24 protein-coding genes are annotated in these 24,392 nt (G+C 73.5%); 7 read left to right on the top strand and 17 right to left on the bottom strand.

The features are described from left to right. Positions 1 to 7: 7 nt before the first annotated feature. From Q0967_RS10885 to Q0967_RS10840, 10 genes are all read right to left on the bottom strand, one after another. On the bottom strand, positions 8 to 796 hold the full coding sequence (locus Q0967_RS10885; protein ID WP_298751371.1) for an SDR family NAD(P)-dependent oxidoreductase: 789 nt from the start codon (positions 794 to 796) through the stop codon (positions 8 to 10). Positions 797 to 814: 18 nt separating this feature from the next. Continuing rightward, the gene (locus Q0967_RS10880) at positions 815 to 1,966 is read right to left on the bottom strand and encodes an acyl-CoA dehydrogenase family protein (protein WP_299450219.1); all 1,152 of its coding nucleotides are present in this window, start codon (positions 1,964 to 1,966) and stop codon (positions 815 to 817) included. Between the two features lie 198 nt (positions 1,967 to 2,164). Then, positions 2,165 to 3,250, bottom strand: a complete 1,086-nt coding sequence (locus tag Q0967_RS10875; RefSeq protein WP_299449974.1) for an ABC transporter ATP-binding protein — start codon at positions 3,248 to 3,250, stop codon at positions 2,165 to 2,167. After that, positions 3,247 to 4,047, bottom strand: coding sequence for an ABC transporter permease (locus Q0967_RS10870; RefSeq protein WP_299449971.1), 801 nt, complete (start codon positions 4,045 to 4,047; stop codon positions 3,247 to 3,249). Before Q0967_RS10870 ends, Q0967_RS10875 begins: the two co-directional genes overlap by 4 nt. Then, on the bottom strand, positions 4,044 to 4,838 hold the full coding sequence (gene modA / locus Q0967_RS10865) for a molybdate ABC transporter substrate-binding protein (RefSeq protein WP_299449968.1): 795 nt from the start codon (positions 4,836 to 4,838) through the stop codon (positions 4,044 to 4,046). Before modA ends, Q0967_RS10870 begins: the two co-directional genes overlap by 4 nt. Continuing rightward, a complete protein-coding gene (locus Q0967_RS10860; protein ID WP_299449967.1) occupies positions 4,835 to 5,230 on the bottom strand; it encodes a molybdopterin-binding protein in 396 nt (131 codons plus the stop codon). Before Q0967_RS10860 ends, modA begins: the two co-directional genes overlap by 4 nt. A gap of 113 nt (positions 5,231 to 5,343) precedes the next feature. Continuing rightward, positions 5,344 to 6,015: an HpcH/HpaI aldolase/citrate lyase family protein gene (locus Q0967_RS10855; protein ID WP_299449964.1), complete on the bottom strand. Its 672-nt coding sequence runs from the start codon at positions 6,013 to 6,015 to the stop codon at positions 5,344 to 5,346. A 10-nt stretch (positions 6,016 to 6,025) separates the two neighbouring features. Then, a complete protein-coding gene (locus tag Q0967_RS10850; RefSeq protein ID WP_299450216.1) occupies positions 6,026 to 6,871 on the bottom strand; it encodes an SGNH/GDSL hydrolase family protein in 846 nt (281 codons plus the stop codon). Positions 6,872 to 6,999: 128 nt separating this feature from the next. Next, positions 7,000 to 7,677 carry a uracil-DNA glycosylase gene (locus Q0967_RS10845; protein ID WP_299449963.1) on the bottom strand — a complete coding sequence of 226 codons (678 nt, stop codon included), beginning with the start codon at positions 7,675 to 7,677 and terminating at the stop codon, positions 7,000 to 7,002. A gap of 22 nt (positions 7,678 to 7,699) precedes the next feature. Continuing rightward, positions 7,700 to 7,990 (bottom strand): DUF3263 domain-containing protein, encoded by a 291-nt coding sequence (locus tag Q0967_RS10840; RefSeq protein ID WP_130014664.1) that lies wholly within the window; start codon positions 7,988 to 7,990, stop codon positions 7,700 to 7,702. 245 nt (positions 7,991 to 8,235) lie between these two features. Between Q0967_RS10840 and Q0967_RS10835 the strand changes: the two genes are divergently transcribed. Next, positions 8,236 to 9,903, top strand: coding sequence for a formate--tetrahydrofolate ligase (locus Q0967_RS10835; RefSeq protein ID WP_299449961.1), 1,668 nt, complete (start codon positions 8,236 to 8,238; stop codon positions 9,901 to 9,903). 127 nt (positions 9,904 to 10,030) lie between these two features. On the opposite strand, the gene Q0967_RS10830 is transcribed toward Q0967_RS10835, so the two are convergent. After that, entirely contained in the window at positions 10,031 to 11,710 is a 1,680-nt protein-coding gene (locus tag Q0967_RS10830; protein ID WP_299449959.1) for a sodium:solute symporter, read from the bottom strand. Continuing rightward, entirely contained in the window at positions 11,707 to 12,153 is a 447-nt protein-coding gene (locus tag Q0967_RS10825; RefSeq protein ID WP_298751391.1) for a universal stress protein, read from the bottom strand. The genes Q0967_RS10830 and Q0967_RS10825 overlap by 4 nt, the downstream gene beginning before the upstream one ends. 166 nt (positions 12,154 to 12,319) lie before the next feature. On the opposite strand from Q0967_RS10825, the gene Q0967_RS10820 reads away from it, so the two are divergent. Together Q0967_RS10820 and groL are read left to right on the top strand one after the other, a co-directional pair. Continuing rightward, a complete protein-coding gene (locus Q0967_RS10820) occupies positions 12,320 to 13,156 on the top strand; it encodes an MBL fold metallo-hydrolase (RefSeq protein WP_298751393.1) in 837 nt (278 codons plus the stop codon). Between the two features lie 258 nt (positions 13,157 to 13,414). Beyond that, complete coding sequence (groL, locus tag Q0967_RS10815; protein ID WP_298751395.1) at positions 13,415 to 15,040, top strand: chaperonin GroEL; 1,626 nt, start codon at positions 13,415 to 13,417, stop codon at positions 15,038 to 15,040. 289 nt (positions 15,041 to 15,329) lie between these two features. On the opposite strand, the gene Q0967_RS10810 is transcribed toward groL, so the two are convergent. Further along, positions 15,330 to 15,626 carry a WXG100 family type VII secretion target gene (locus Q0967_RS10810; protein ID WP_010147143.1) on the bottom strand — a complete coding sequence of 99 codons (297 nt, stop codon included), beginning with the start codon at positions 15,624 to 15,626 and terminating at the stop codon, positions 15,330 to 15,332. A gap of 104 nt (positions 15,627 to 15,730) precedes the next feature. On the opposite strand from Q0967_RS10810, the gene Q0967_RS10805 reads away from it, so the two are divergent. Then, entirely contained in the window at positions 15,731 to 16,510 is a 780-nt protein-coding gene (locus tag Q0967_RS10805) for a DUF4031 domain-containing protein (protein ID WP_298751400.1), read from the top strand. Positions 16,511 to 16,820: 310 nt separating this feature from the next. Here Q0967_RS10805 and Q0967_RS10800 read toward each other — a convergent pair whose 3' ends face one another. Further along, complete coding sequence (locus Q0967_RS10800) at positions 16,821 to 17,492, bottom strand: hypothetical protein (RefSeq protein WP_298751403.1); 672 nt, start codon at positions 17,490 to 17,492, stop codon at positions 16,821 to 16,823. Between the two features lie 41 nt (positions 17,493 to 17,533). On the opposite strand from Q0967_RS10800, the gene Q0967_RS10795 reads away from it, so the two are divergent. Further along, complete coding sequence (locus Q0967_RS10795) at positions 17,534 to 18,520, top strand: phosphotransferase family protein (RefSeq protein WP_298751405.1); 987 nt, start codon at positions 17,534 to 17,536, stop codon at positions 18,518 to 18,520. Between the two features lies 1 nt (position 18,521). Here the strand turns inward: Q0967_RS10795 and Q0967_RS10790 are convergent, their stop codons facing one another. After that, positions 18,522 to 19,202: a hypothetical protein gene (locus tag Q0967_RS10790; protein ID WP_298751408.1), complete on the bottom strand. Its 681-nt coding sequence runs from the start codon at positions 19,200 to 19,202 to the stop codon at positions 18,522 to 18,524. Between the two features lie 113 nt (positions 19,203 to 19,315). On the opposite strand from Q0967_RS10790, the gene Q0967_RS10785 reads away from it, so the two are divergent. Then, the gene (locus Q0967_RS10785) at positions 19,316 to 20,281 is read left to right on the top strand and encodes a glycosyltransferase family 2 protein (RefSeq protein WP_298751410.1); all 966 of its coding nucleotides are present in this window, start codon (positions 19,316 to 19,318) and stop codon (positions 20,279 to 20,281) included. Positions 20,282 to 20,344: 63 nt separating this feature from the next. On the opposite strand, the gene Q0967_RS10780 is transcribed toward Q0967_RS10785, so the two are convergent. Next, entirely contained in the window at positions 20,345 to 22,411 is a 2,067-nt protein-coding gene (locus tag Q0967_RS10780; protein WP_298751412.1) for an AAA family ATPase, read from the bottom strand. 179 nt (positions 22,412 to 22,590) lie between these two features. Between Q0967_RS10780 and Q0967_RS10775 the strand changes: the two genes are divergently transcribed. Next, positions 22,591 to 22,896 carry an MTH1187 family thiamine-binding protein gene (locus Q0967_RS10775; RefSeq protein ID WP_298751414.1) on the top strand — a complete coding sequence of 102 codons (306 nt, stop codon included), beginning with the start codon at positions 22,591 to 22,593 and terminating at the stop codon, positions 22,894 to 22,896. A gap of 115 nt (positions 22,897 to 23,011) precedes the next feature. On the opposite strand, the gene Q0967_RS10770 is transcribed toward Q0967_RS10775, so the two are convergent. Continuing rightward, complete coding sequence (locus tag Q0967_RS10770; protein ID WP_298751416.1) at positions 23,012 to 24,283, bottom strand: NRAMP family divalent metal transporter; 1,272 nt, start codon at positions 24,281 to 24,283, stop codon at positions 23,012 to 23,014. Positions 24,284 to 24,392 lie beyond the last annotated feature (109 nt).

Below are 24,392 nucleotides of genomic sequence, written 5' to 3'. Positions count from 1 at the left end.
GGCCGGGTCAGCGCGGGGGCATCCGCAGCGCTCCGTCGAGACGGATGACCTCACCGTTGAGCATGGGGTTCTCGACGATGTGGGCGACGAGCGAGGCGTACTCCTCCGGCCTGCCGAGCCGGGAGGGGTGGGGGACCAGCGCCTCGAGCGAGTCCTTCACGTCGTCGCCGAGCCCCGCCATCATCGGCGTCTCGAAGACCCCGGGAGCGATGGTCATCACGCGGATGCCCTTGTCGGCGAGGTCGCGGGCGGCGGTGAGGGTCAGGCCGACGACCCCGGCCTTGGAGCTGGCGTAGGCCGCCTGCCCGATCTGCCCGTCGAAGGCCGCGACGCTGGCGGTCATGACGATGACGCCGCGGTCCCCGTGCTCGGCGAGGTCGGGCTCGTTGGCCGCCATGGCCTCGGCCGCGAGGCGCAGCACGTTGAAGGTGCCGATGAGGTTGATCTCCACGACGGTGCGGTATGCCTCGAGGTCCAGCACCCCGCGCCGCGAGAGGATCCGGCCGGGCGTGGCGACGCCGGCGCAGTTGACGACGACACGCAGCTCCCCGAGGTCGACCGCGGCCTGCACGGCGGCCGCGACCTGCTCGGCGTCCCGCACGTCGGCGGCGGCGAAGGAGACGCGGCCCTCGCCGTGCTCGGTGGACAGCTCGCCGGCCAGCTCCTCGCCGCGCCCCCCGGGCAGGTCGACCAGCAGGACCCGGGCACCGGCCGAGAGGAGGCGGCGGGCGCTCTGCTCGCCCAGGCCGCTGGCGGCGCCGGTGACGAGGGCGACGGTGCGCTCGGTGATCTGCATGGTGGATCCTCTCAGGGGTCAGGAGTGTGCGGACAGCAGGTGGCGGGAGATCACCAGACGCTGGATCTGGTTGGTGCCCTCGAAGATCTGGGTCACCTTGGCCTCGCGCATGAGGCGCTCGACGGGGAAGTCGGTGGTGTAGCCGTAGCCGCCGAGCACCTGCACCGCGTCGGTGGTCACCCGCATCGCGGCGTCGGTGGCGACGAGCTTGGCGACCGAGGCCTCCTGGCCGTGCGGCAGCCCGGCGTCCTTGAGCCGCGCCGCGTGCAGGTAGGTCGCCCGCGCCGACCCGACCGCCGCCGCCATGTCGGCCAGCAGGAACGCCAGCCCCTGGTTGCTCGCGACGGGCCGGCCGAACTGCTCGCGCTCGCCGGCGTAGGCGGTCGCGACCTCCAGCGCCCGCTGCGCCAGCCCCACGGCGCAGGCGGCGATCCCCAGGCGGCCGGCGTCGAGCGCGGCGAGCGCGATCGGCATACCCTCGCCCTCCGCGCCGATGCGATGACGGGCCGGCAGCCGCACCCCGTCGAAGACGACCTCGCGGACCGTGTCGCAGTGCAGCCCCATCTTGCGCTCCGGCTCGCCGAGGACGAGGCCGTCGGTGTCGGCCGGCACGTGGAAGCAGGACAGCCCGCGGCCGCCGTCGTCGGAGGTGCGGGCGAAGAGCGTGTAGTAGTCGGCGTGCCCGGCGTGGCTGATCCAGGCCTTCGTGCCGGTGATGACGTAGTCCTCACCCTCGCGCACCGCCCGGGTGCGGATCGAGGCGACGTCGGAGCCGGCCTGCGGCTCGGACAGGCAGTAGGCGCCGAGCTGGTCGCCGGAGAGCATGCCGTGCAGCCACTCTCCCTGCTGCTCCGACGTGCCGAAGGCCGTCATGGGGGAGGCGGTGAGGGCGTGGACGGACACGCCGACCGCGACCGACATCCACCCGCGGGCGATCTCCTCGACCGCCTGGAGGTAGACCTCGTAGGGCTGCGCGCCGCCGCCGAAGGCCCCCGGGAACGGCAGCGACAGCAACCCGGCCCGGCCGAGCACGGTGAAGACCTCGCGGGGGAAGCGGGCGGCCGCCTCGGCCTCGTCGACCTGGGGGAGCAGCTGCTCGTCGGCGATCTCGCGGACCAGGGCCAGGAGGTCGCCGGCCTCCTCGGTGGGGAGCACGCGCGTCACGGGCAGCATGCTCCAGGACGATAGTTCCGGACGTCGCGTCACCTGCTAACCGGGCGAGGGCCGGGTGCGGGGGAGGGACTCGGTGGCCGTCCCCGCCGAGTGTCCGGTGCGGCCCGACCACGCGTCTGGTGGGGGCTGACCACGCGTCCGGTGTCCTCTGACGGCGCGTCCGGTGGGTGTTGACCACGCGTCCGGTGCGAGGGGTCAGGCGGGGTAGGCGTGGATCTCGGTCGCCTTGACGGCGGCCCACAGCTCGCGCCCGCGCTGGACGTCGAGCGCCGCCACCGCCCCCAGCGTCACCTCGGCGACGAGGTCGACGTCGCCGGTGAGGTGGACCCGGGCGCGCTGGCCGGTGACGGTCACCGACTCGACCCGCAGCAGCCACAGGTTGCGGGCGGAGGCCTGCGGCCGTCGCGAGAAGAGGGCGACGGCTGCGGGGTTGACGCTCGCCCAGACCTGCTCGCCGGCCGCGGCGTCCTCCGGCGCCTCGGCGAGCACGAGCCGGCCGGCGGACCGCCCGCCGGCAGGCCGCAGCTCCACCGCCCACCCTTCCCGGTCCACCAGCGTGCCGGCGAGCAGGTTGAGCCCGACCAGCGAGGCGACGTAGGGGGTGCGCGGCCGGGCGACCACCTCACCCGGCGTCCCGGTCTGGGTGAGGTGCCCGTCCTCGAGGAAGAGCAGCCGGTCGGCCAGCGTCAGCGCGTCCAGCGGGTCGTGGGTGGTGAGCAGGGTGACCCCCGGGTAGTCGCGCAGCCGGGTCGCGAGGTCGGCCCGGGTGCGGGACCGGGTCTGCGGGTCCAGCGCGGACAGCGGCTCGTCCAGCAGCAGCACGTCGGGATCCGTGGCCAGGGCGCGAGCGAGCGCCGCCCGCTGCGCCTGGCCGCTGGAGACCTGCGCGGGCCGGCGGCGGAGCAGCTCGCCCAGACCCACCCGCTCCAGCTCCTCCCGGGCGCGGTCGCGGGCGGCGCGCCGCGGCATACCCCTCGAGCGCGGGCCGAAGGCGACGTTGTCGAGCAGGCTGAGGTGGCCGAAGAGCACCGGGTCGGCCAGCACCAGGCCGACGCTGCGCCGGGCGGGCGCGAGGTCGACCCCGTCCCCGGCCCAGGTGCGCCCCGCCACCTCGACGCGGGCCCGCTCGGCGTGGAGGAGGCCGGCGAGCGCGAGCAGCAGGGTGGTCTTGCCCGAGCCGTTGGGCCCCAGCAGCGCGCTCACCCCGGCGGGGGCGTCGAGCCGGGCCTCCACGACGTGCTCGCCGCGGCGGACCCGCAGGTCGGCCTGCAGCCCGCTCACCGCAGCCACCTGCTGCGCAGACCGCCGAGCACGAGCACGCTCACCGCGAGCATGACCACGGACAGGGCGAGGGCGGCGTCCGGGTCCTGCTCGAGCGCGGCGTACACCCCCAGGGGGGCGGTCTGGGTGCGCCCCGGGAAGCTCCCGGCGAAGGTGATCGTGGCCCCGAACTCCCCGAGCGCCCGCGCCCAGGCGAGCGCCGACCCGGCGGCGATGCCCGGCAGGACCAGCGGCACGACGACGTGCACGAAGGTGCGGACCGGGCCCGCCCCGAGCGTGGCCGCCACCTGGTCGACCCGGCGGTCCAGGCCGCGCATCGCCCCCTCGACGGAGACGACGTAGAACGGCAGCGCCACGAACAGCTCCGCCATGACCACGGCGACCGTGGTGAACGGCACGGTGATCCCGAACCACGCCTCCAGCGGGCCGCCGACCACCCCGCGCCGGCCCCAGGCCATGAGCAGCGCGACGCCGCCCACGACCGGCGGCAGCACCAGCGGGACCGTGATGACCGCGCGGGCCCAGGCGGTGAGCGGGTGGTCCGACCGGGCCAGGAGCCACGCCAGGGGCGTGCCCAGCAGCCACACCAGCATCATGGTGGCGCTGGTGGTCACGGCGGAGAGCCGCAGCGACTGCCCGACCACGGGGGAGGACAGGTGGGTGCCGAGCTGCGGCCAGTCGGTGCGGGCGAGCAGGGCGACCAGCGGCACCACGACGAAGGCGATCCCGATGAGCGCCGGGACCCGCAGCGACCACGAGCCGGTGGTCGGCCGCTCGCGGGTCGAGGCCGCCCTCACCGCTCGGGGGCCGGGCCGAAGCCGGCCTCGACGAGGCGCTCCTGCACGTGCTCGGACAGCAGGTGGTCGACGAAGTCCTGGGCCAGCTCACGGTCGGAGACGGCCACGGCGGGATAGCGGTTGACGACGTTGCGGTCCTCCGGGATCTCGACCCCGGCGACCCGGTCGGCGGCCGCCGCGACGTCGGTGCGGTAGACCAGGCCGGCGTCGGCCTCGCCCAGCTCCACCTTGGTGAGGGTCGCGCGGACGTCGCTCTCGTAGGACGCGACGTCGGGCTGCAGACCCTCCTGCGCGAAGAGGCGCTCGGTGGCCTGGCCGCAGGGCACCTGCTCGGCGCACACGACGAGGGTCAGCCCGTCGGCGGCGAGGTCGTCGAGGTCGTCCACCCCCGCGGGGTTGTCCACCGGCACCGCGATCTCCAGCTGGTTGGTGGCGAACAGGGTGACCGGACCGCTGCGGCGCCCGTCCTCCAGCGGCTCCAGCGAGGCCTCCCCGGCGAGGGCGACGACGTCGGCCGGGGCGCCCTCGTTGACCTGCTGCACGATGGTCGAGCTGGCCGAGAAGCCGGCGCGCACGGTCAGGCCGGGGTGGTCTCCCTCGAAGCTGTCCACGACGGGCTCGAGCACGTCGGTGAGCGAGCTGGCCGCCAGCACGGTCAGGGTGAGCCCGTCCTGCGGCTCGTCGGCGTTGTCGGGCTGGGCGGCGTCGCGCGTGCAGGCGGTCAGTGTCAGGGACGCGGCGGCCAGCAGGCCGACGAGCCGGCCCGCCACGAGAGGCACCCGCCTGCTCACGCGGGCACCCCGACCCCGACGTTGGTCGCCTTGACCGTGGCGATGGCGACCGAGCCGACCTCCAGGCCCATCTCCTCGACGGCCTCGGTCGACAGCAGGGAGACGAGTCGGAACGGCCCGGCCTGGATGTCGACCTGCGACATCACGGTGTCGCTGACGATGCGGGTCACGATGCCGCGCAGCTGGTTGCGGGCCGAGGAGGCACCGACGGCTCCCACGTCGGCCGGGTGGGCCTGCTGCTGGGCGAGCGCGGCGAGCTCGGCGCCCTCGACGACCGTGCGGCCGGCCCCGTCCCGGGTGCTGGTGAGGCGGCCGGCGTCGATGGCGCGCCGGACGGTGTCGGGGGAGACCCCCAGGAGGGCCGCGGCCTCGGAGACCCGCATCTGCGTCATGAGACCGAGGATAGTGCCGCACCTGCGACAGATCTACCGCAGGCGGCGCGCCGTTCGGGGCCGCGCCGTCGGTGTGGTGCGCGCCACCGGCGGTCGCGCCGGCGACCCGGTCTCTAGCCGAGCAACGCCTCGAGCCCGCTGCGCAGCACGGTGACGTCGGTGTCGAGGGCGAGGAGGTCCAGCCCCGGGGGCAGGAGGCGGTCCAGCTCGCGGTCGCCGGAGAAGGCCCCCGCGAGCAGCCCCGCACCGGTGCAGACCTCCCGTACCCGGTGCAGGGCGGCGACGACCTGGTCGTCGGTCACGCCGGGGCGGCCCAGGGAGAGCGACAGGTCGTAGGGGCCGACGAAGAGGCCGTCCACGCCGGGCAGCGCGGCGATCCGCTCGACGTCGTCCAGGGCCCCGGCCGTCTCGACCATGGGCAGCAGCAGCGGGCGCTCCGGAGCGCCGGTGAGGACCGCCCGGGTCAGCCCGCTGCTGCGCACCCCCTCGGGCGGGAAGCGCACGGCCTGCACCAGCGCGGCCGCCCCGTCCACGGAGGTCACCCCGGGCACGATGACGCCGGCCACGCCGGTGTCGAGCACCTGCGCCAGGTGCGCGGCGTCCGCCGAGGCGGCGCGCGCCAGCACCGGCACCGGGGCGGCGCGCAGCAGCCCGGGGAGGTCGGCGACGGCATACCGGCCGTGCTGGAGGTCGACGCCGAGCCAGCCGAGACCGCGGGCGGGCAGCACCTCCAGCTCGTCAGGGCCCAGGACGGTCAGCCACAGCCCGGAAGGGGTCTGGAACATCAGCAGCTCCTCAGTGCTCGGTGGTTCCCTGCGCAGGCGGTCGCTCGGTGTCGGGGCCCACCGGCCGCACCACCGGCCCCAGCTCGGGGCGCTTGGCCAGCACGCGGTCCCCGGACGAGCGGCCGGTGAGGCGTCGGTGGACCCAGGGCCCGGCATACTCGCGGGCCCACCGGGCGTGCCCGCGGAGGGTGTCCACGGTGGCCGCCGGTGCCTGCGGCGGCAGCGGGGCCCGCCAGTCGCTGCCGTCGGCGTCCTCGACGGTGTGCCCGAGGGCGACGTAGGCGGTGAGCGCGACGCGGTGGTGCCCCTCGGGGGTCATGTGGATGCGGTCCTGGGCCCACATCCGCCAGTCCTTGAGGAAGTCGCAGGCCCACTGGTTGAGGACGTAGCAGCCGTGGCGCTGGGCGATCGACCAGATGTGGGCGATGTATGCCGCCGCCCGCCCCCGCGTGCGACCGATGATCGGGGCCCCGGCGGGGTCGGTGGGGGTCGCCATGAGCACGTCCGCGCCGGTGGCCCGGATCCGCGCCACCGCGGTGTCGAGCCGGGCCGCGAGGTCGTCGATGTCGGCGCGCGGGCGCAGGATGTCGTTGCCGCCACCGACGATGCTCACCAGGTCGGGCTGCAGACCGAGCGCGGCCTCGAGCTGCGGGCCGACGACGTCCGTGAGCGTGCGGCCCCGGACGGCGAGGTTGGCGTAGGCGAAGTCGTCGACGTGCCCGGACAGCAGCCCGGCGAGCCGGTCGGCCCACCCGACGTAGGCGTCCGGGGTGTCCGGGTCCGGGTCGCTCATGCCCTCGGTGAAGGAGTCCCCGATCGCGACGTAGCGCGTCCACGCGCGGGCGACCGGGCGGATGCTGCCGGCCCGGCCGTGCACGGTGGGTCCGGCCTCGCCGTGCACCAGCCGCAGCGGGTGGGCGTGCTGGTCTCGCCCCTCGGCCAGGCGGTGCTGCGGGGTCGCGGTCGCGGTGTGGTCGTGGGTGCTCAGGGCAGCCTCCAGTCGATCGGTGCACCGCCCTGCTGGCGCAGCAGCTCGTCGGCCCGGCTGAAGGGCCGGCTGCCGAAGAAGCCGTGGCGGGCGGACAGCGGTGAGGGGTGGGCGCTCTCGACGCGCGGCACGTCGCCGAGCCGGGGCGCGAGGTTGCGGGCGTCGCGGCCCCAGAGGATCGCGACGAGCGGGCCGCCGCGCCGGGTGAGGGCGTCGATGGCCAGGTCGGTGACCTCCTCCCAGCCCTGGCCGCGGTGGCTGGCCGGGGCGCCGGGGCGGACGGTGAGGACACGGTTGAGCAGCATGACGCCGGCGTCGGCCCAGGGGGAGAGGTCACCGGTGCTGGGTCGCGGCACGCCGAGGTCCTCGACCAGCTCGGTGTAGATGTTCTGCAGGCTGCGGGGCACCGGCCGCACGTCCGGGGCGACGGAGAAGCTGAGGCCGACGGCGTGCCCCGGGGTCGGGTACGGGTCCTGGCCCACGATGAGGACCCGCACGTCCTCCAGCGGGCGGGTGAAGACGCGCAGCACGTGCGGGCCGCCCGGCAGGTAGCCCCGCCCCGCCTCGACCTCACCGCGCAGGAACTCCCCGATCCGCGCCACGGTCCCCTCCGCCGGCGCCAACGCCTCGGCCCAGCTCGGGTGCACGAGGTCGCGCAGCGGTGTCGGGCTCACGCAGCCCAGCGTATGCCGTGCCTCAGCTCTGCATGCCGAGGCGTCGCATCGAGCGCGCCCGCTGGCGACGGGACCGGTCGCGACGCAGTCGCTTGATGAGCAGCGGCTTGTAGGCGAGCGCCGCCTCGCTGTCGATGAGCTGGTTGAGCAGCTGGTAGTAGCGCGTCGAGCTCAGGTCGAAGAGGTCCTTGATGCCCTGCTCCTTGGAGCCGGCGTAGGTCCAGTGGCGGTTCTCGAAGTCGAGGATCTCCTGGTCGCGCGCCGACAGCCCGACGGGAGGCTCGACCTGCTGCACGTGGCTGGCAGCACCCATGGATGCGTCCTCTCCTCATGGTGGTCTGGCTGGATCTGCGGTGGAGTCTACGGCACCGGACTTACACCCGTGTGATTTGTGCGCGCGCGCGCCCGCTCCGTCCGGGGAAGTGTGACCCACGACACGCGAGAGAGTCCTTGTCGGGCCACCGGCCGGGCCTTGTAGTTTGTGCTGACGATCACCGGGGACCGTGCTGACCATCACCGGCCACCGCGTGGTCACCGGCTGCAAGGAGGCAGGCAGGGATGTTGACGGACGTCGAGATCGCGCAGGGAGCCACGCTGGAGCGGATCGGCCGGGTGGCCGAGCGGCTGGGCCTGCACGAGGAGGAGTACGAGCCCTACGGCCACCACAAGGCCAAGATCTCCCTCGACGTCCTCGACCGCCTGCAGGACCAGCCGGACGGCAAGCTCGTCCTGGTGACGGCCATCAACCCGACGGCGGCCGGTGAGGGCAAGACCACCACCAACGTCGGGCTGTCCATGGCGCTCAACCGGATCGGCGCGCGCACCATCACCACGCTGCGCGAGCCCTCGCTGGGCCCCTGCTTCGGCATGAAGGGCGGGGCGGCCGGCGGCGGCTGGTCGCAGGTCGTCCCCATGGACGACATCAACCTGCACTTCACCGGCGACTTCCACGCGATCACCTCCGCGCACAACCTGCTCGCGGCCCTCGTCGACAACTCGCTGCACCAGGGCAACCCCCTGGGCCTGGACCCCAAGCGCATCACCTGGAAGCGCGTCCTCGACATGAACGACCGCGCCCTGCGCAACATCGTCATCGGCATGGGCAAGAAGGGGGACGGGGTCGTCCGCGAGTCCGGCTTCGAGATCACCGTGGCCAGCGAGATCATGGCCGCGCTCTGCCTCGCCACCGGGCTGGAGGACCTCAAGGAGCGCTTCGGCCGCATCATCGTGGGCTACACCTTTGACAAGCAGCCCGTGACCGCCGGCCAGCTCGGGGCGGCCGGGGCCATGGCCATGCTCATGAAGGACGCGGTCAAGCCCAACCTCGTGCAGACCCTGGAGAACACCCCGGCCATCATCCACGGCGGGCCGTTCGCCAACATCGCGCACGGCAACAACTCCGTGCTCGCCACCCGCACGGCGCTCAAGCTGGCCGACTACGTCGTCACCGAGGCCGGCTTCGGCGCCGACCTGGGCGCGGAGAAGTTCTTCGACATCGTCTGCCCGGCGGCCGGCCTGCGCCCGGCCGCGGCGGTCATCGTCGCCACGGTGCGCGCCCTCAAGCTCAAAGGCGGCGCGGCCAAGGGAGAGCTCGGCACCGAGGACCTCCGCGCCCTTCAGGACGGTCTGGCCAACCTCGAGCAGCACCTGGAGAACCTCCAGGCGTTCGGGGTGCCGGTCGTCGTGGCGCTCAACCGCTTCCCGAGCGACACGGACGCCGAGCTCGACCTGGTCCGGGAGCGCTGCGGCCAGCTGGGCGTCGACGTCGCGCTCTCCGAGGTCTTCACCCGGGGTGGCGAGGGCGGCGAGGAGCTCGCCCGCAGGGTCGTCGAGCTGTGCGAGCAGGGCAGCGACTACGCCCCGCTGTATGCCGCCGACGCCGGCCTGCGGGACAAGATCGAGACCATCGCCACGCAGGTCTACCGCGCCGACGGGGTGGACTTCGCCCCCGCGGCGCGCGCCCAGCTGGCCGAGCTCACCGACGGCGGTTTCGGCGGCCTGCCGGTGTGCATGGCCAAGACGCAGTACTCCTTCTCCGACGACCCGACCCTGCTCGGCGCGCCGCGCGGCTTCACCATCACCGTCCGCGAGCTGGTCGTCAACGCCGGGGCCGGCTTCGTCGTCGCCCTGACCGGCGACATCATGCGGATGCCCGGGCTGCCCAAGGTCCCGGCGGCGCTCGGGATGGACATCGCCGAGGACGGCACCATCACCGGTCTCAGCTGAGCGGAGTCATCCGCAGAAGGTGTTCCTCTGCCGTGATGCATCACCGCAGAGGAACACCTCCTGCTCAGGAGTGGAGACTGCCCAGCCGGTGGAGCCCGTGGAGGCTCCGGTATGCCGGTCAGGCCCGTCAGGCCCAGGTGACGACGATGGCCGCCGTGAGGACGAGCAGGACGACCGAGATGACCCGGTAGTTCGCCCAGACCGCGGTGCCCTGCAGCGCCTGCGACTCCTCGGTCCAGTACTCCGACTTCCAGGTGAGCTCGGCCGTCTTCGACTCGTCCGGTGAGGGCCCGACCAGGCTGATGCCCACGAGGAGCAGCACCGAGAGCGCGGTGCTGATGCCCGCGGCATACAGGAACTGGATCGTGGGCTCCTCGGGCAGCACCTGGGTGAGGATGAAGGTGATCAGTCCCACCGGTTGCATGATGACCAACGTGAGGAAGGCGGCGGTGCCGCTGATGCGCTTCCACGCGATGCCGGCGAGGAAGACCGCCACGACGGGCGGGACCAGGAACGACAGCACCGACTGCAGGTAGTTGTAGAGCGTGTCGAACTGGGCGATGAACGGTGCCCAGAGGATCGCCACGACCAGCGCGACCACGGTCGCCACCCGACCGGTGAAGACCAGCGCCCGCTGCGAGGTGTCCGGCCGCAGCGTCTTGACGAAGTCCATCGTCACGATCGTCGAGGCCGAGTTGAGGATCGAGTCGACGGTCGAGGTGATGGCTGCGATGACGGCCGCCAGGATGAGGCCGCGCAGCCCGACGGGGAGCAGGTCGAAGACCAGCGTCGGGAAGACCGTGTCCGGGTTGTCCAGGTTGGGGTAGAGCGAGATCGCCATGACCCCGGGGAAGATGAACAGGAAGAGGAAGGCCAGCTTGATGAAGCCGGCCAGCAGCGAGCCCCAGCGGCCGTGGTCGAGCGACTTCGCGCCGAGGGTGCGCTGGACGACGAGCTGGTTGGTCGTCCAGTAGTAGAGCCCCACGACGAGGACGCCGGTGATGAGCCCGGGCCACGGCAGGTCGGGGTTGTCGGCCGGCAGGATGAGGCTCATCTTCTCGTCCCCGGCGGCCTGCGCCATGGAGTCCCAGGACTCGATGGCGTCGAACGTCGCGATGAGGACGATGACGCCGCCGATGAGGGTGACGGTCGCCTGGATCGAGTCGCTGATCATGACCGCGCCGAGCCCGCCGATGACGGTGTAGATGGCCGCGAGGACCGCGAGCACCGCCACCGAGACGATCATCGGGATGTCGGGGTAGAGCACCTTGACGACCACGGCCCCGGCGAACAGCGCCGCGGCCATGTCGATGAACATGTTGGCGAAGAGGTTGAACCCGGCGAAGGCCATCCGGGAGCGCCGGTCGTAGCGCTGCTCGAGGTACTCCGGCAGCGTGAAGACCTTGGAGCGCAGGTAGAACGGCAGGATGAAGAAGATGAAGACGACGAGGATGACGGCCGACATCCACTCGTAGGCGAAGATCGAGATGCCCTGCTCGTAGGCGCCGCCGGCCAGGCCGACGAAGGTCGCCCCGGACATGTTGGTGGCGACCAGCGAGAGCCCGACGAAGGGCCAGATGAAGTTGCGCCCGCCGAGGAAGTAGTCCTCCGAGGCGTCGCTCTCCTTGCCGCTGGCCTTGGCCTCGGCGTGGGCCTTGCGCTTCATCCGCGCGCCGGCCACGAGCGGGATGATCCGGCTCAGCACGAGGTAGCCGATGATGACCGACAGGTCGAGGGCGCGGACGGTGAAGTCGGGCATCCCCCCGCCGGAGGAGCCGGACAGTGGGAGCAGCACGTCGGCGGTCATCGGGTCTCCCCCTCGCTGCGGACGACGAGGACGGCGCAGGGCGCGTGCCGGACGACGCCCTCGGCGTCGTTGCCGAGCAGGACGCGCACGAAGGCGTTCTGCCCCCGGCTGCCGATGACGATGAGGTCGGCGTCGATCTCGTCGCGCAGGCGCAGGATCTCGTCCGTCGCCCGACCGGTGCGCAGGTAGGTGCCGGTCACGGCCACCCCCTCCGCCTCCAGGGCGGCCGCGCCCGCGTCCAGCACGGGTCCGGCCTCGAGCTGGAGGCGTTCTCGCTGGCCGGGGCTGAGCGGCGTCGGGTTGGTCCAGGGCGACACCAGCGCGACGTGCACGACGTGCACCTCCGCGTCGGTATGCCGGACCAGGTCGACGGTGCGGGCGCGCGCCAGGGCGGCGCTCGGGGATCCGTCGGTGGCGTACAGGATGCGGGTCGGGAACGTCATTGAACCCCTCCGGGCGCTGCGGGCGTGCGGTTGGCGGGCCCCACCCTGCCCTGCCCTCTCCGGGTCCGCCAGTCGAGAGTGACCCTGCGGTAACCAGGGGCGGCGACCCGCCGCGGCCGGGCGGGGCGGCGGGCCGGGGTCCGTCCAGCACCTAGACTCGGGCGGCATGACTGAGGTGACCTGGAGAGAGGTGGCTCCCGGGGTCCACGTCCGCCGGCACGAGGAGCTCAAGCTCAACTGCGGGCTCGTGGTGGGCAGCGAGCGGTCCCTCGTCGTCGACACCCGCAGCTACCGCTCCCTCGGCCAGGAGCTGCTGGGGTCGGTGCGGGAGATCACCGCCACCGAGCTCGTCGTCGTCAACACCCACGCGCACTACGACCACTGCTTCGGCAACGTCGCGTTCCGCGACTCGCAGATCTACGCCCACTCCGGCGCCGCCGACGACCTGCGCCGCACGGGGGAGCACCAGCGTCGCCAGGTCGTCGAGCACCTGCGCTCGACCGACCGCGGGGCGCTGGCGGACGAGGTGGAGGACACCGAGATCGTGCTGCCGTTCTACCTCGTCGAGGACGACACCGTCCTCGACCTGGGGGACCGCGGTGTCGAGCTGCTCTTCGCGGGGCGCGGGCACACCGACCACGACCTGTCCGTGGCGGTCCCGGACGTCGGGGTCGTCTTCGCGGGCGACCTGGTGGAGGAGGGGGCGGACCCGGCGATGGAGGACGCCTACCCGCTGGAGTGGGCGCCCACGCTGAGCGCGCTGCTGGACAAGCCCGCCGCCGGGCTGGCGGACACCTGGGTGCCCGGCCACGGCCGGGTCGTCGACCGGTCCTTCGTCGAGAGCCAGGCCGGTCAGCTGGCCGCGATGGCCGAGCGCTTCGCCGAGGTGCTGGGCACCGGGATCGCCGGGGTCGACTCGCTCGCCAACGCCGGCCGCGGGCTGGGGCTGACCGAGGACACGCTCCGGCTGGCGGCGGTCCGCACGCTCGAGCTGCGCCACTGACGCACCGCCCGCCGAGGCGGGCCCTCGGGGGAGCCGGACGGCGGGGACCGGGTGCGGGACGGCATACCGGCCCTGCCATTTGCACTCAAGGGCCCCGAGTGCTCATCATGGACCTAGCACTCTCACCACGAGAGTGATAATCCGACCGGCCTGTCGAGGGTCGGGAGCCGGGGAGACCTGATCCTCGCGCCTCCTGGCTCGTCCGTCGCGGGCGGCACCCGGTCACCCGTCCATCCACATGTGGAGGAAGCAACTCAGATGGCCAAGACCATTGCTTTCGACGAGGAGGCTCGCCGCGGGCTCGAGAAGGGTATGAACACCCTTGCCGACGCCGTGAAGGTGACCCTCGGCCCCAAGGGCCGCAACGTCGTGCTCGAGAAGAAGTGGGGCGCCCCCACGATCACCAACGACGGCGTGAGCATCGCCAAGGAGATCGAGCTCGAGGACCCCTACGAGAAGATCGGCGCCGAGCTGGTCAAGGAGGTCGCCAAGAAGACCGACGACGTCGCGGGAGATGGCACCACCACCGCGACCGTGCTCGCCCAGGCCATGGTGAAGGAGGGCCTGCGCAACGTCGCCGCCGGCGCCAACCCGATGGCCCTCAAGCGGGGCATCGAGATCGCCGTCAAGGCGGTCAACGACGACCTGCTCGACATGGCCAAGCCGGTGGAGACCAAGGAGCAGATCGCGCAGTCCGCGAGCATCTCCGCGGCCGACACCGAGATCGGCGGCATGATCGCCGAGGCCATGGACAAGGTCGGCAACGAGGGCGTCATCACCGTCGAGGAGTCCAACACCTTCGGCCTGGAGCTCGAGCTCACCGAGGGCATGCGCTTCGACAAGGGCTACATCAGCCCCTACTTCGTCACCGACACCGAGCGCATGGAGGCCGTCCTGGAGGACGCCTACGTGCTGGTCGTCAACTCCAAGATCTCCTCGGTCAAGGACCTGCTGCCGCTGCTGGAGAAGGTCATGCAGTCCGGCAAGCCGCTGATGATCATCGCCGAGGACGTCGAGGGCGAGGGTCTGGCGACCCTGGTCGTCAACAAGATCCGCGGCAACTTCAAGTCCGTGGCCGTCAAGGCCCCGGGCTTCGGTGACCGGCGCAAGGCCATGCTGGCCGACATCGCCATCCTCACCGGTGGCCAGGTCATCTCCGAGGAGGTCGGTCTCAAGCTGGAGACCGCCGAGCTCGACCTGCTGGGCACCGCCCGCAAGGTCGTCGTCACCAAGGACGAGACCACCATCGTCGAGGGCGGCGGCGACGCCGACCAGATCGCCGGCCGGGTCTCCCAGATCCGCACCGAGATCGACAACTCCGACTCCGACTACGACCGCGAGAAGCTGCAGGAGCGGCTGGCCAAGCTGGCCGGCGGCGTGGCCGTCATCAAGGCGGGCGCGGCGACCGAGGTCGAGCTCAAGGAGCGCAAGCACCGCATCGAGGACGCCGTCCGCAACGCGAAGGCCGCCGTCGAGGAGGGCATCGTCGCCGGTGGTGGCGTCGCCCTCATCCAGGCGTCTCGCGCGTTCGACGGTCTGTCGGTCACCGGCGACGAGGCCACCGGCGCCAACATCGTCAAGGTGGCCATCGAGGCCCCGCTCAAGCAGATCGCGATCAACGCCGGTCTCGAGGGCGGCGTCGTGGCCGAGAAGGTCCGCAACCTCACCCCGGGCGAGGGCCTCAACGCCGCGACCGGTGAGTACGGCGACATGCTGGGCTTCGGCGTGGCCGACCCGGTGAAGGTGACCCGTTCTGCCTTGCAGAACGCCGCCTCCATCGCCGCGCTCTTCCTCACCACCGAGGCCGTCATCGCCGACAAGCCGGAGAAGACCCCGGCCATGCCGGCCGGCGCCGACGGTGGCATGGGCGGCATGGACTTCTGATCCTGCGGGGTCAGAGCTGACGCGCCTGCGTTCCTCGCGGGCGACCAACGACCGACGGGCGGTCCCTCCTTCGAGGAGGGGCCGCCCGTCGGCGTGTGCCCGGGGAGCCAGGTGACGGCTGGGGGTGGGGGCCCCGTGCCGGCCGCCTCACGGGGTGCGACCGGCGCGGCGACGCGCCTGGTCCGGCCTGCGGACCGCTGCGGCGTCGCCCGTCACCCGCAGGGATGACGCTCCACCCGGGACATCCTGCGCCTCGTCCGCGCCCCCTGCGCCGGACGAGGCTCGCGCCTCACTGGGGGGTGAAGCGGGTGCGGTTGGTCTGCTCGACGAGCTCGTAGTCCTGGCCCGCCGTCCGCAGCGTCGTCGAGATCTGCTGCAGGGAGGTGCGGACCTTCTCCTGGGTCGCGCTCCAGTCCTGGGTGACGCTGTGGAAGCTGCCGGCGGCCGACCCCCGCCAGCAGTCCTGGAGCGCGTTGAGCTTGGCCATCATGGAGCGGACCTCCCCCTCGATGCTGGCCGCGATGCGTTCGATGTCACCGGAGGCGGCGGCGATGCGTGCCGTGTCGACGGCGAAGGTGTTGCTCATGGGGTCCCTCCCTCGTGCGGCGGCCGGCCGGCCACCTCGTGCTCACGACGCTAGCCCGCCTCGTGGTCCCGGCGCAGAAGTTGTCCACAGGTAGGGTCCGGAGCATGACCGTCCTCGTCGACCCGCCCCGCTGGCCGGCGCACGGACGGCTCTGGTCGCACGTCGCGAGCGACACCTCGCTCGCCGAGCTGCACGCCTTCGCGGCCGGGGTCGGCATCCCGCAACGGTCCTTCGAGGGGGACCACTACGACATCCCCGAGGAGCGGTATGCCGAGGTCGTCGCCGCGGGCGCGGCCGAGGTGAGCGGCACCGAGCTGGCCCGGCGGCTGCGCGACAGCGGGCTGCGCTTCCGCAAGCGCAAGGGGGAGCGGCCGCTGGCCCGGGTCGAGGACGGGCTGGCCGGGGCCGCGCCGACCCCGCACCTGCTGGAGGTGGTCGCCTCGCCGCTGGAGCGCCTCGGCGCCGGGGCGTCGGTGGTGCTCGCCCGGGCGCAGGGGGTGCCGGAGCGCATGGCCCTGGTGCGGAACTCGACCCGGGAGGGCTGGGGCGCGCCCGGCGGCAAGCGCGAGGTCACCGACGGGTCGGCGCGGGCGGCGGCCGTGCGCGAGGTCGCCGAGGAGATCGCGGTCGAGCTCGAGGAGGAGCGGCTGGTCGCCGTGGGCTACCAGCGGATCACCCTGCCGCCCGGGCACGGCGTCCGCAGCTGGGACGAGGGGGACAACTACGTCCAGGTGTATGCCGCCACGCTGCCGTCCCCGGTGCCGCTGCGGCCGGACGGCGTCGAGGTGCTCGAGGCGCGCTGGCTGACCCTCGTGGAGGCCCGGGGCGTCGCGGGGACGGCTGCCTGGTGGCCCCTGGCCGAGTGGTGGTGGGCCCGGGGGTAGGACGGCCTGGGCTGGGCTGGGCTGGGCTGGGCTGGGCTGGGCTGGGCTGGGCTCCGCGACCGGACGGCGGGGCGCTCCTGGGCCGACCCCTCCGGGCCGGGCTCCGCGACCGGAGGGACGGACGCCACACAGGCCCCACTGGCCCCTGGCGCACCCCGCTGCGGGGAAGGTCACCGAGGGCGGGGGTATATCCCCGGCATCGGGCAACGTCTCCGCACCGCGGTGCACGTGTGGCACGGGGGACCGATGGTGTCAGGCATACCTGTCGGCAGCGCGTCGCCCGAGGCCACCGCCGCCTGGGGCACTCTCCTCAGGCCCGCCGCAGCTGCGCCAGCTCGGCCTGCAGGTTGGCGCGGGCGCGCTCGTCCCAGCGCTCGTGCGCGGGCCCGGTCCGGTAGAGCCGCTCGCGGGCGGCGAGGGGCTCCATGACCCGGAGCCGTCCGGCGCGGAAGGCCTTCTCGGGCACGTGGGCGTACTCCTCGCGCACCTGGGTGCGGTAGGCGGCATACCGCGGCGCCGGTGCGGACAGGATCCACAGGTCGGCGTCGTGGACCGCGTCCGTGGCGGCACCGCCGTCGCCGGCCGCCTCGTGGTCCAGCGTCATGAGCACCCCGGCCTCGACGGCCTCCACGACGACGTCGTCGACCCCGAGCCGGTGCAGGTGGTCGCGCGCCATGGTGGCGCTGCGGTGCTCGTTGCTGCCGGGCGCGGCGCGGGGGTCGTAGGCGAGGTCGTGGTACCAGCCCACGGTCCGCGCCACGAGCGCCTCGTCCGCGCCGACCGCCCCGGCCTGCTGGAGCTCGTCGATCGCCGCGAGGACCTCGGTGAGGTGCTCGGTCGTGTGGTAGCGCCGCTGCGGCTCCGACCAGCCGCGCAGCAGCTGCGACCCCTCGGCCAGCCACAGGTCGCGACCGGCGGCGGGCGCGAGCAGCGCGGCGTCGGCGAGCCAGCGGTCGAGCAGGGCCTCGGCGGGATGCGTCACCCGGCCACTCTGGCACGCGCCGCGGGTGCGAGGATCGGCCGGTGCTGCCGACCCAGCTGGACGTCGAGGGGGTGGCCGACCTCGCCGCCGCCCACCCGGGGTGGTTCACCGCCGCCGGGTATGCCGTGCCGCCGGGCCGCCCGCAGGTGCGCCTCCTGGGGCGGGGCGAGTCGTGCGTGGTGTGGCGGGTCGAGCCCGGTCTGGCCGTGCGGGTGCCCCACCGACCGGTGCACGAGCTGCCGCTCGGCCTGGACGCCGAGCTGGAGCTGCTGGCCCGCGTGCCGTCGGACGCCGACCTCGCCGCCCGACCGGTGGCGGTGCGGCTGCCGACGGAGGGCGACCCCACGGCATACCTCGTGAGCACGGCGGTCCCGGGTGAGGTGCTGGCGCCCGGCGACTGGACCGACGGGCTCCTCGCGGCGCTCGCCCGCGCCCTGGCCCGGCTGCACGTGGGTGGGAGGACCGACGGCCTCCCACGACCGACGGCCCCGGACCCGGTGGCCGGCGCGCACGCCGCGCGCGACTGGTGGCGCGAGCACGAGCCGGGCCCGGCCGCCGTGCTGGACCCGCTCTGGCCGGCGGTGCTGCGGCGCACGGAGCGGGCCCGTCCGGCCTTCGCCGCCGTCGAGACCGGACTGGTCCACGGGGACGCCTGCCTGAGCAACGTCGTCGTCGACGGCGGCGTCCCGCGGCTCATCGACTGGGAGTGGGGCCACGTCGGCGACCCGGCCCGCGACCTGGCGTTCTCCGGCGGTCCGGTGCACGCCGACCCGTGGTATGCCGCGATGGACGAGGACCGCGTCCGCGCCCAGGCGGAGGCCTACGCCCGCGAGCGGGCACGGCTCGGATCGCCCGTGGATCTCGAGCCGCTGCTCGCGCGGCGCGAGGTGCACCTGCTGCACGAGACGTTCTTCATCCAGCCGCACCTGCACCGGGTGGCGGCGGCTGCCACCGACCCCGCACGGCGCACGACATACCTCGAGGCCGCCGCGCAGCTGCGCGACGGCCTCGAGAGGTGGCTGGGCTGACTCAGCGCTTGCCGAGCAGCGAGTCCGCGAGGTCGGCGAGGGCCTCGGACAGGTCCTCGCGGGCGTCGTGGGCGCCCTTGGACAGGCCCTTCCAGGTGCTCTTGGCGGCCTTGCCCTTGCCGCCGCCACCGACGGCGTCGGCGAGGCCGTGGCCCACCGAGCTGGCCGCCCCGGTGACCCCCGCGGCCGCCGCGCCGGCAGCGCCGGTGACGCCACCGGCCACGGCACCCGCGGCGTTGCCGACGCCGTCGGCGACCGACTGCGCGGCGTGCTTGGTGCCGGAGAGGAAGGACTGCGTGGCCAGCGTCAGGCCGGCGCCGACCAGCCAGGTGTCCTTGGCCAGGCCGATGCCGTCCGGCGTGGGCCGGATGCCGTCCTCCTGGGTCATGCCCGGGGTCTTGAGGTAGAGCCCGGTGAGGCCGACACCGAAGGCGGCCAGCCCGGCGCCGGCGACGGCCGAGGGCACGGTCGGCAGCAGCAGCGCGGCCCCGAGCCCGATCTCGGCGTAGGCCAGGGCCTTGGTGAAGTCACCCGCCTTCATGTCCTTGAACACGGGGTAGACGCTGGAGGCCCAGCCGTGCATCTGCTCGGCCTCCTCCTCGCCGGCTTTGAGCTTGCCGAGACCGGAGTTCAGGACGAAGGCGCCGGTGGCGATCCGCAACGGTGCGTGGGTGGGGTGCATGCTCTCTCCTCGTGGGACGCGGGAACTGCTCGGCCCTACCGTATGACGTCGGCCTGGGTGGTGCGAGGCGGGCTAGGATCACCCGACGACCGACCGGCGACCCCCGAGGCACGATGACCGCTGCAGAGCATGGCGCGAGCGCGCTGAGCGTCGTCGTGCCGGTCTTCGACGAGCAGGACGTGCTGCCCCTGTTCGTGCAGCGGCTGCGTCCGGTGCTCGACGGGCTGGGGCTCGACTACGAGGTGCTCGTCGTCGACGACGGCAGCGCCGACGCAACCCCCGTGCTGCTGCAGCGGGCACGGCATACCTGGCCGCAGCTGCGGGTGGTCCGGCTGCGCGCCAACGCCGGCCACCAGGCCGCGATCTCGGCCGGGCTGGAGCGGGCGCGCGGCGACCTGGTCGTCACCATCGACGCCGACCTGCAGGACCCGCCCGAGCTCATCGCCGACATGGTGCGGCTGGCCCGGGAGGAGTCGCTGGACGTCGTCTACGCCGTGCGGGACGACCGCCGCAGCGACACCCGCTTCAAGCGGGTCACCGCGAGCGGCTACTACGACACGATGCGGCGCCTCGGGGCCGACCACGGGCCCACGCAGGCGGGGGACTACCGGCTCATGTCGCGGGCGACGGTCGCGGCGGTGACCGCGCTGCCTGAGCACCACCGGGTGCTGCGGCTCGTCGTGCCGTCGCTGGGCTTCCCCTCCGGCGTGCTCACCTACCGCCGCGACGAGCGGGCGGCGGGCACCTCGAAGTACCCGCTCTCGCGCATGCTGCGGCTGGCCGTCGACTCGATCACCGGCGCCAGCCTGGCGCCGCTGCGGCTCGCGACCTGGCTCGGCTTCGTCGGCGCGCTCGTCGCGCTGGTGCTGCTCGTCTACGCGCTGGTGGGGTATGCCGTGGGCCTCACCGTCCCCGGGTGGACCTCGACCTTCATGGTCGTCACCGCCGTCGGCGGGGTGCAGCTGCTGTGCCTGGGCATCCTGGGGGAGTACGTCGGCCGGACCTACACCATGCAGCTCGGCCGCCCCACCTACTATGTCGCCCACGACAGCCTCACCGGCGAGGAGCCGCGGGACTGATCCCTCCGCCCGAGCGGCGCGCGCTCGCCACCGCAGTGCGACTCCCGGGTCCGGGTCCGACGCCTACCTGGCCAGCTGGGGCGGCAGCGGCTCGGCGTGGACCACGCTGAGCCCGCTGACGGCGCGGGTGAGGACGACGTAGAGCCGGCGCAGGCCGGTGCGCTCGTCGGGCTCGGCGGCGGCGATCGCGGCCGGCTCGACGAGCACGACCTGGTCGAACTCCAGCCCCTTGGCCACGGTCGCCGGGACCAGGAAGACCCGCACGCCCAGGCCCTCCTCGGCGTGCGCCCCGTCCATGACCTCGTGCTCGACCCCGGCTGCGCGCAGCGCCGCCCCGACGCGGTCCATCCAGAGGTCGGGCACGATCACGCCGACGGACCCCTCGAACGCGCCGGCGTCGGTCGTCGCCGTCACGGCCCCGGCGACCGCGTCGTCCACGGGTATGACGTCGAGCCGCCCGGGGTTGGACCGCACCGACTCCGGTAGCGCCAGGTCGGGGGCGATCGCCGGGAGCAGCCGCGCGGCGAAGTCGATGACGGCCGAGGGCACCCGGAAGCCGCGGACCAGCTCCTCCAGGTGGGTCGTCGGCGCGGAGAGGTCCTTGCCCAGGTGCTGCAACGACTCCTCCCACGAGGCCGTGGACCACGGCGTGGTGCCCTGGGCGAGGTCGCCCAGGACCGTGAGCGACCCGGTGGAGGCCCGGCGCCCGACGGCGCGCAGCTGCATGGGGGAGAGGTCCTGGGCCTCGTCGAGCACGACGTGACCGAGGCTCGGGGTCCGGTCGAGCAGGTCGGCCAGCTCGTCCAGCAGCACCAGGTCGGCGGCGCTCCAGTGCGCCCCGGCCGCCGTCCGGGGCGGCGTCTCCCAGACCATGGCCTGCTGGTCGTCCTCCAGGTGGGCACCGGTGGAGAGCACGCGGGTCAGGACGGCGCCGGGCCGGACCTCGGGCCAGACCGCCTTGATGTAGGCCCTCACCGGCGCCGACCTCGCGACGCTGTCCTGCACCCGGTCGTCGGGGGAGTCGCCGGAGCGCTCCATGGCCACCATGACCGCGTGCGCGAGCCGCTGGTGCAGCATGGCCCGGGCGGCGGAGTAGCTCACGCCGCGGCCGCGCAGCTCCTCGATCATGTCCTGCACCTCGTAGGCCGGGACCCGCCACCGGCGCGAGCCGCGGGGGACGACGAGCGCCTCGGTGGCGGGGCCCACCGCGCCCCAGAGCGCCTCCCGCAGGACCGCGGCCATCCGGGCCTCGCCCTTGAGCCGGGCCACCTCGGTGCTGTCCGTCGCGCGGACCTTCGCGGACGTGCCGCCGACGACGAGGTCGTCGGCGGTCGTGTGCCGGACGCTGATCTCTCCGAGCGAGGGCAGAACCGCCCCGACGTGCTCGAGGAAGGCGCGGTTGGGGCCGACGACGAGGACGCCCGTGCGGGCCAACCGGTCGCGGAAGGCGTAGAGCAGCCAGGCCGCGCGGTGCAGTCCGACGGCGGTCTTGCCGGTGCCCGGAGCGCCCTGCACGCACAGCGTCGTGCCCACGTCGGCCCGCACGATCTCGTCCTGCTCGGGCTGGATCGTGGCGACGATGTCGCGCATCGGCCCGATCCGGGGTCGCTCGATCTCCCGGGCGAGGATGCTGCTCGCCCCGCCGGACGACCGGCCGGCACCACCCACCGACTTGCCGTCGTCGGCGGCCCCCAGCGGCTCGTCCTCGAAGGCCGTGATCTGCCCGCCCTCGACGCCGAAGCGCCGGCGCAGCCGCAGGCCCATCGGGTCGTGGGTGCCGGCGCGGTAGAACGGCGTCGACACCCCCGCCCGCCAGTCGATGACGACGGGGTCGCCGTGGCCGTCGGAGACGTGGCGGCGCCCGATGTAGAGCCGCTCCTCCGTGCCGTCGCCGGGCTCGGCGGCGCGGTCGATGCGGCCGAAGAACAGCGTCGTCCCCGGGTCGTCCTGGAGGGCCTTGGCCCGCAACCACAGGGTCTGCGCGAGCGCCTCGCCGGCGATGGCGTCACCGCCGTCGGCGGTCAGCGACAGCGTGTGCTCGCGCATCCGCGCCAGCTCGGTCCGGGCGCGCTCGAGGTGCGCCTGCTCGGCGGCGAGCTCGGCGCGCGGGTCGGTCGGGGGAGCGGGCATCGCGGCATACCTCGCGGAGGGTGGTGAGGAGGGGGGAGCAGCACGATACCCCCACCGGGCGTCGCGAATGGTTGCCCTGACGCCCACCGGGCGTCGCGAATGGTTGCCCTGACGCCCACCGGGCGTCGCGAATGGTTGCCGGTCACGCCGGCCTGCCGTCCGCGGGCTAGCGTGGTGGCATGCTCTTCGCCTTCTCCGTCGCCCCCACCCAGTCCGCCGACGAGTCCGGCTCGGTCAGCGCGGCCGTGGCCGACGCGATCCGGGTGGTCCGCGACTCCGACCTCCCCTACGAGCTCACCTCGATGTTCACCACCATCGAGGGGGAGTGGGACGAGGTGATGCCGGTCATCAAGGCGGCCTGCGACGCCGTGGTGCAGCACTCGCCGCGCGTCTCGCTCGTGGTCAAGGCCGACCTGCGCCCGGGGTATGCCGGTCAGCTCACCGAGAAGGTCGACCGGGTCAACGCCCACCTCTCCGACGACTGAGCCCGCGTCCGGTGGTGCGCGACTGCACCGGATATGTCGCCCGCCGGGGCGCTTCCACGACATACCCGGTGCAGTCGCGCACCCCCCTGGCCGGCGGGGACGGCCACGCTCCTGGTCAGGCCAGCAGCCCGGTCTGGGAGGCGAGGAAGAGCAGCGTGAAGCCGACGAGGAAGACCAGGCCCGCGTAGGACAGGATCCGCATGCTCGTCGACAGCTGACGCTCGCCGCGGATGATGGAGAAGTTCAGCCACGCGAAGACCGGCGCGGTGAGGAAGGCGCTGACCATCGCGAAGCGCAGCATGTCGGCCAGCGAGGCGCTCATCCACACCACGATCGCCAGCGCGATGACCGAGATGCCGGTGATCCACAGGTCCTTGGAGCGGCGGCTCATCGACTCCTGGCCGCGGATGAGCCGCAGCGACTCGGCGGCCGCGCGGCCATACCCGTCGACGACCGAGATGACGGTGCCGAACATGCAGGCGAAGGCGATGAGCGCCATGAGCGGCACCGCCCACTGGCCGATCGCCGCGCCGTACATGCTCATGAGCTGGGGGATGTAGGCGCCGCCGGCCATCTCCATCTCCTGGCCGCTGCCGTACTGCACGAAGACGCCCAGGCCGATGAAGAACACGGCGAGCACGGTGGACACGACGTAGCCGAGGTTGAAGTCGAAGAGGACGTCGCGCACGGCGAGCCGGCGGTCGGCACCCTTGGCCTTGACCCACAGCGAGTTCAGGGCGCTGATCTCGATCGGGGCCGGCATCCAGCCGATGACCGCGACGAGGAAGGGCAGCGTCGCCAGCGTCCACGGCGAGGGGTCCTCGAAGGCCGGCTGGCGCACCGGCCCCTGGGAGGCGGCCATGACCACGGCCACGACGGTGGACAGGGCGAGCAGGACCATGATGATCTTGGTGACGCCGTCCAGGGCCTTGTAGTGGCCGCCGACGAGCAGCATCCAGGTCACCGCGAGCAGCCCCGCCGCGAGCACGGGGACGCCGAGCCCCCACGACGCCGGCAGCAGGTAGGCCAGGATCACCGTGCACAGCAGCGCCACGCCGGCCGTCGAGATGACCGACGACACGGCGGCGAGCACGAAGAACACCCAGAGGTATGCCTTCCCGCGCCGCGCGTAGCCCTCGACGAGGCTGCGGCCGGTCTCGGCGGCGTACTGCGGGCCGAAGCGGAAGAACGGGTACTTGAGCACGTTGGCGAGGACGATGAGCCACACCAGCTGCCAGCCGAAGAGCGCCCCCGCCTGGGTGGAGGAGATGAGGTGCGAGGCCCCGATCGCCGCCGACGCGGCGAGCAGCCCCGGCCCCACCGCCCCCCAGCGGCTGCGCCACGTCGAGCGCTCGCTCGCGGTCCTGGTCTCGCCCTCGATCACCATGGGCGGCACGCTAGCACCGGCATACCCATCGCCGCGGCGGCCACGACGCGCCACCATCAGCGGCGCCCGGTGTGGTGTGGGCAAACCATTCGCGGCGCTCGGTGGGATG

Origin of the sequence: uncultured Serinicoccus sp. (assembly GCF_947500995.1) — a bacterium.
Taxonomy (GTDB): domain Bacteria; phylum Actinomycetota; class Actinomycetes; order Actinomycetales; family Dermatophilaceae; genus Ornithinicoccus.
This window is presented reverse-complemented; position numbering and strand designations above follow the sequence as displayed.

Coding starts and splice junctions, on each gene's coding strand:
- Q0967_RS10825 (WP_298751391.1), bottom strand. CDS start 12,153: ATGACGTTCCCGACCCGCATCCTGTACGCCACCGACGGATCCCCGAGC.
- Q0967_RS10810 (WP_010147143.1), bottom strand. CDS start 15,626: ATGAGCAACACCTTCGCCGTCGACACGGCACGCATCGCCGCCGCCTCC.
- Q0967_RS10780 (WP_298751412.1), bottom strand. CDS start 22,411: ATGCCCGCTCCCCCGACCGACCCGCGCGCCGAGCTCGCCGCCGAGCAG.
- Q0967_RS10820 (WP_298751393.1), top strand. CDS start 12,320: ATGACTGAGGTGACCTGGAGAGAGGTGGCTCCCGGGGTCCACGTCCGC.
- Q0967_RS10805 (WP_298751400.1), top strand. CDS start 15,731: ATGACCGTCCTCGTCGACCCGCCCCGCTGGCCGGCGCACGGACGGCTC.
- Q0967_RS10885 (WP_298751371.1), bottom strand. CDS start 796: ATGCAGATCACCGAGCGCACCGTCGCCCTCGTCACCGGCGCCGCCAGC.
- Q0967_RS10855 (WP_299449964.1), bottom strand. CDS start 6,015: ATGTTCCAGACCCCTTCCGGGCTGTGGCTGACCGTCCTGGGCCCTGAC.
- Q0967_RS10835 (WP_299449961.1), top strand. CDS start 8,236: ATGTTGACGGACGTCGAGATCGCGCAGGGAGCCACGCTGGAGCGGATC.
- Q0967_RS10790 (WP_298751408.1), bottom strand. CDS start 19,202: ATGCACCCCACCCACGCACCGTTGCGGATCGCCACCGGCGCCTTCGTC.
- Q0967_RS10840 (WP_130014664.1), bottom strand. CDS start 7,990: ATGGGTGCTGCCAGCCACGTGCAGCAGGTCGAGCCTCCCGTCGGGCTG.
- Q0967_RS10785 (WP_298751410.1), top strand. CDS start 19,316: ATGACCGCTGCAGAGCATGGCGCGAGCGCGCTGAGCGTCGTCGTGCCG.
- Q0967_RS10770 (WP_298751416.1), bottom strand. CDS start 24,283: ATGGTGATCGAGGGCGAGACCAGGACCGCGAGCGAGCGCTCGACGTGG.
- Q0967_RS10860 (WP_299449967.1), bottom strand. CDS start 5,230: ATGACGCAGATGCGGGTCTCCGAGGCCGCGGCCCTCCTGGGGGTCTCC.
- Q0967_RS10830 (WP_299449959.1), bottom strand. CDS start 11,710: ATGACCGCCGACGTGCTGCTCCCACTGTCCGGCTCCTCCGGCGGGGGG.
- groL (WP_298751395.1), top strand. CDS start 13,415: ATGGCCAAGACCATTGCTTTCGACGAGGAGGCTCGCCGCGGGCTCGAG.
- Q0967_RS10775 (WP_298751414.1), top strand. CDS start 22,591: ATGCTCTTCGCCTTCTCCGTCGCCCCCACCCAGTCCGCCGACGAGTCC.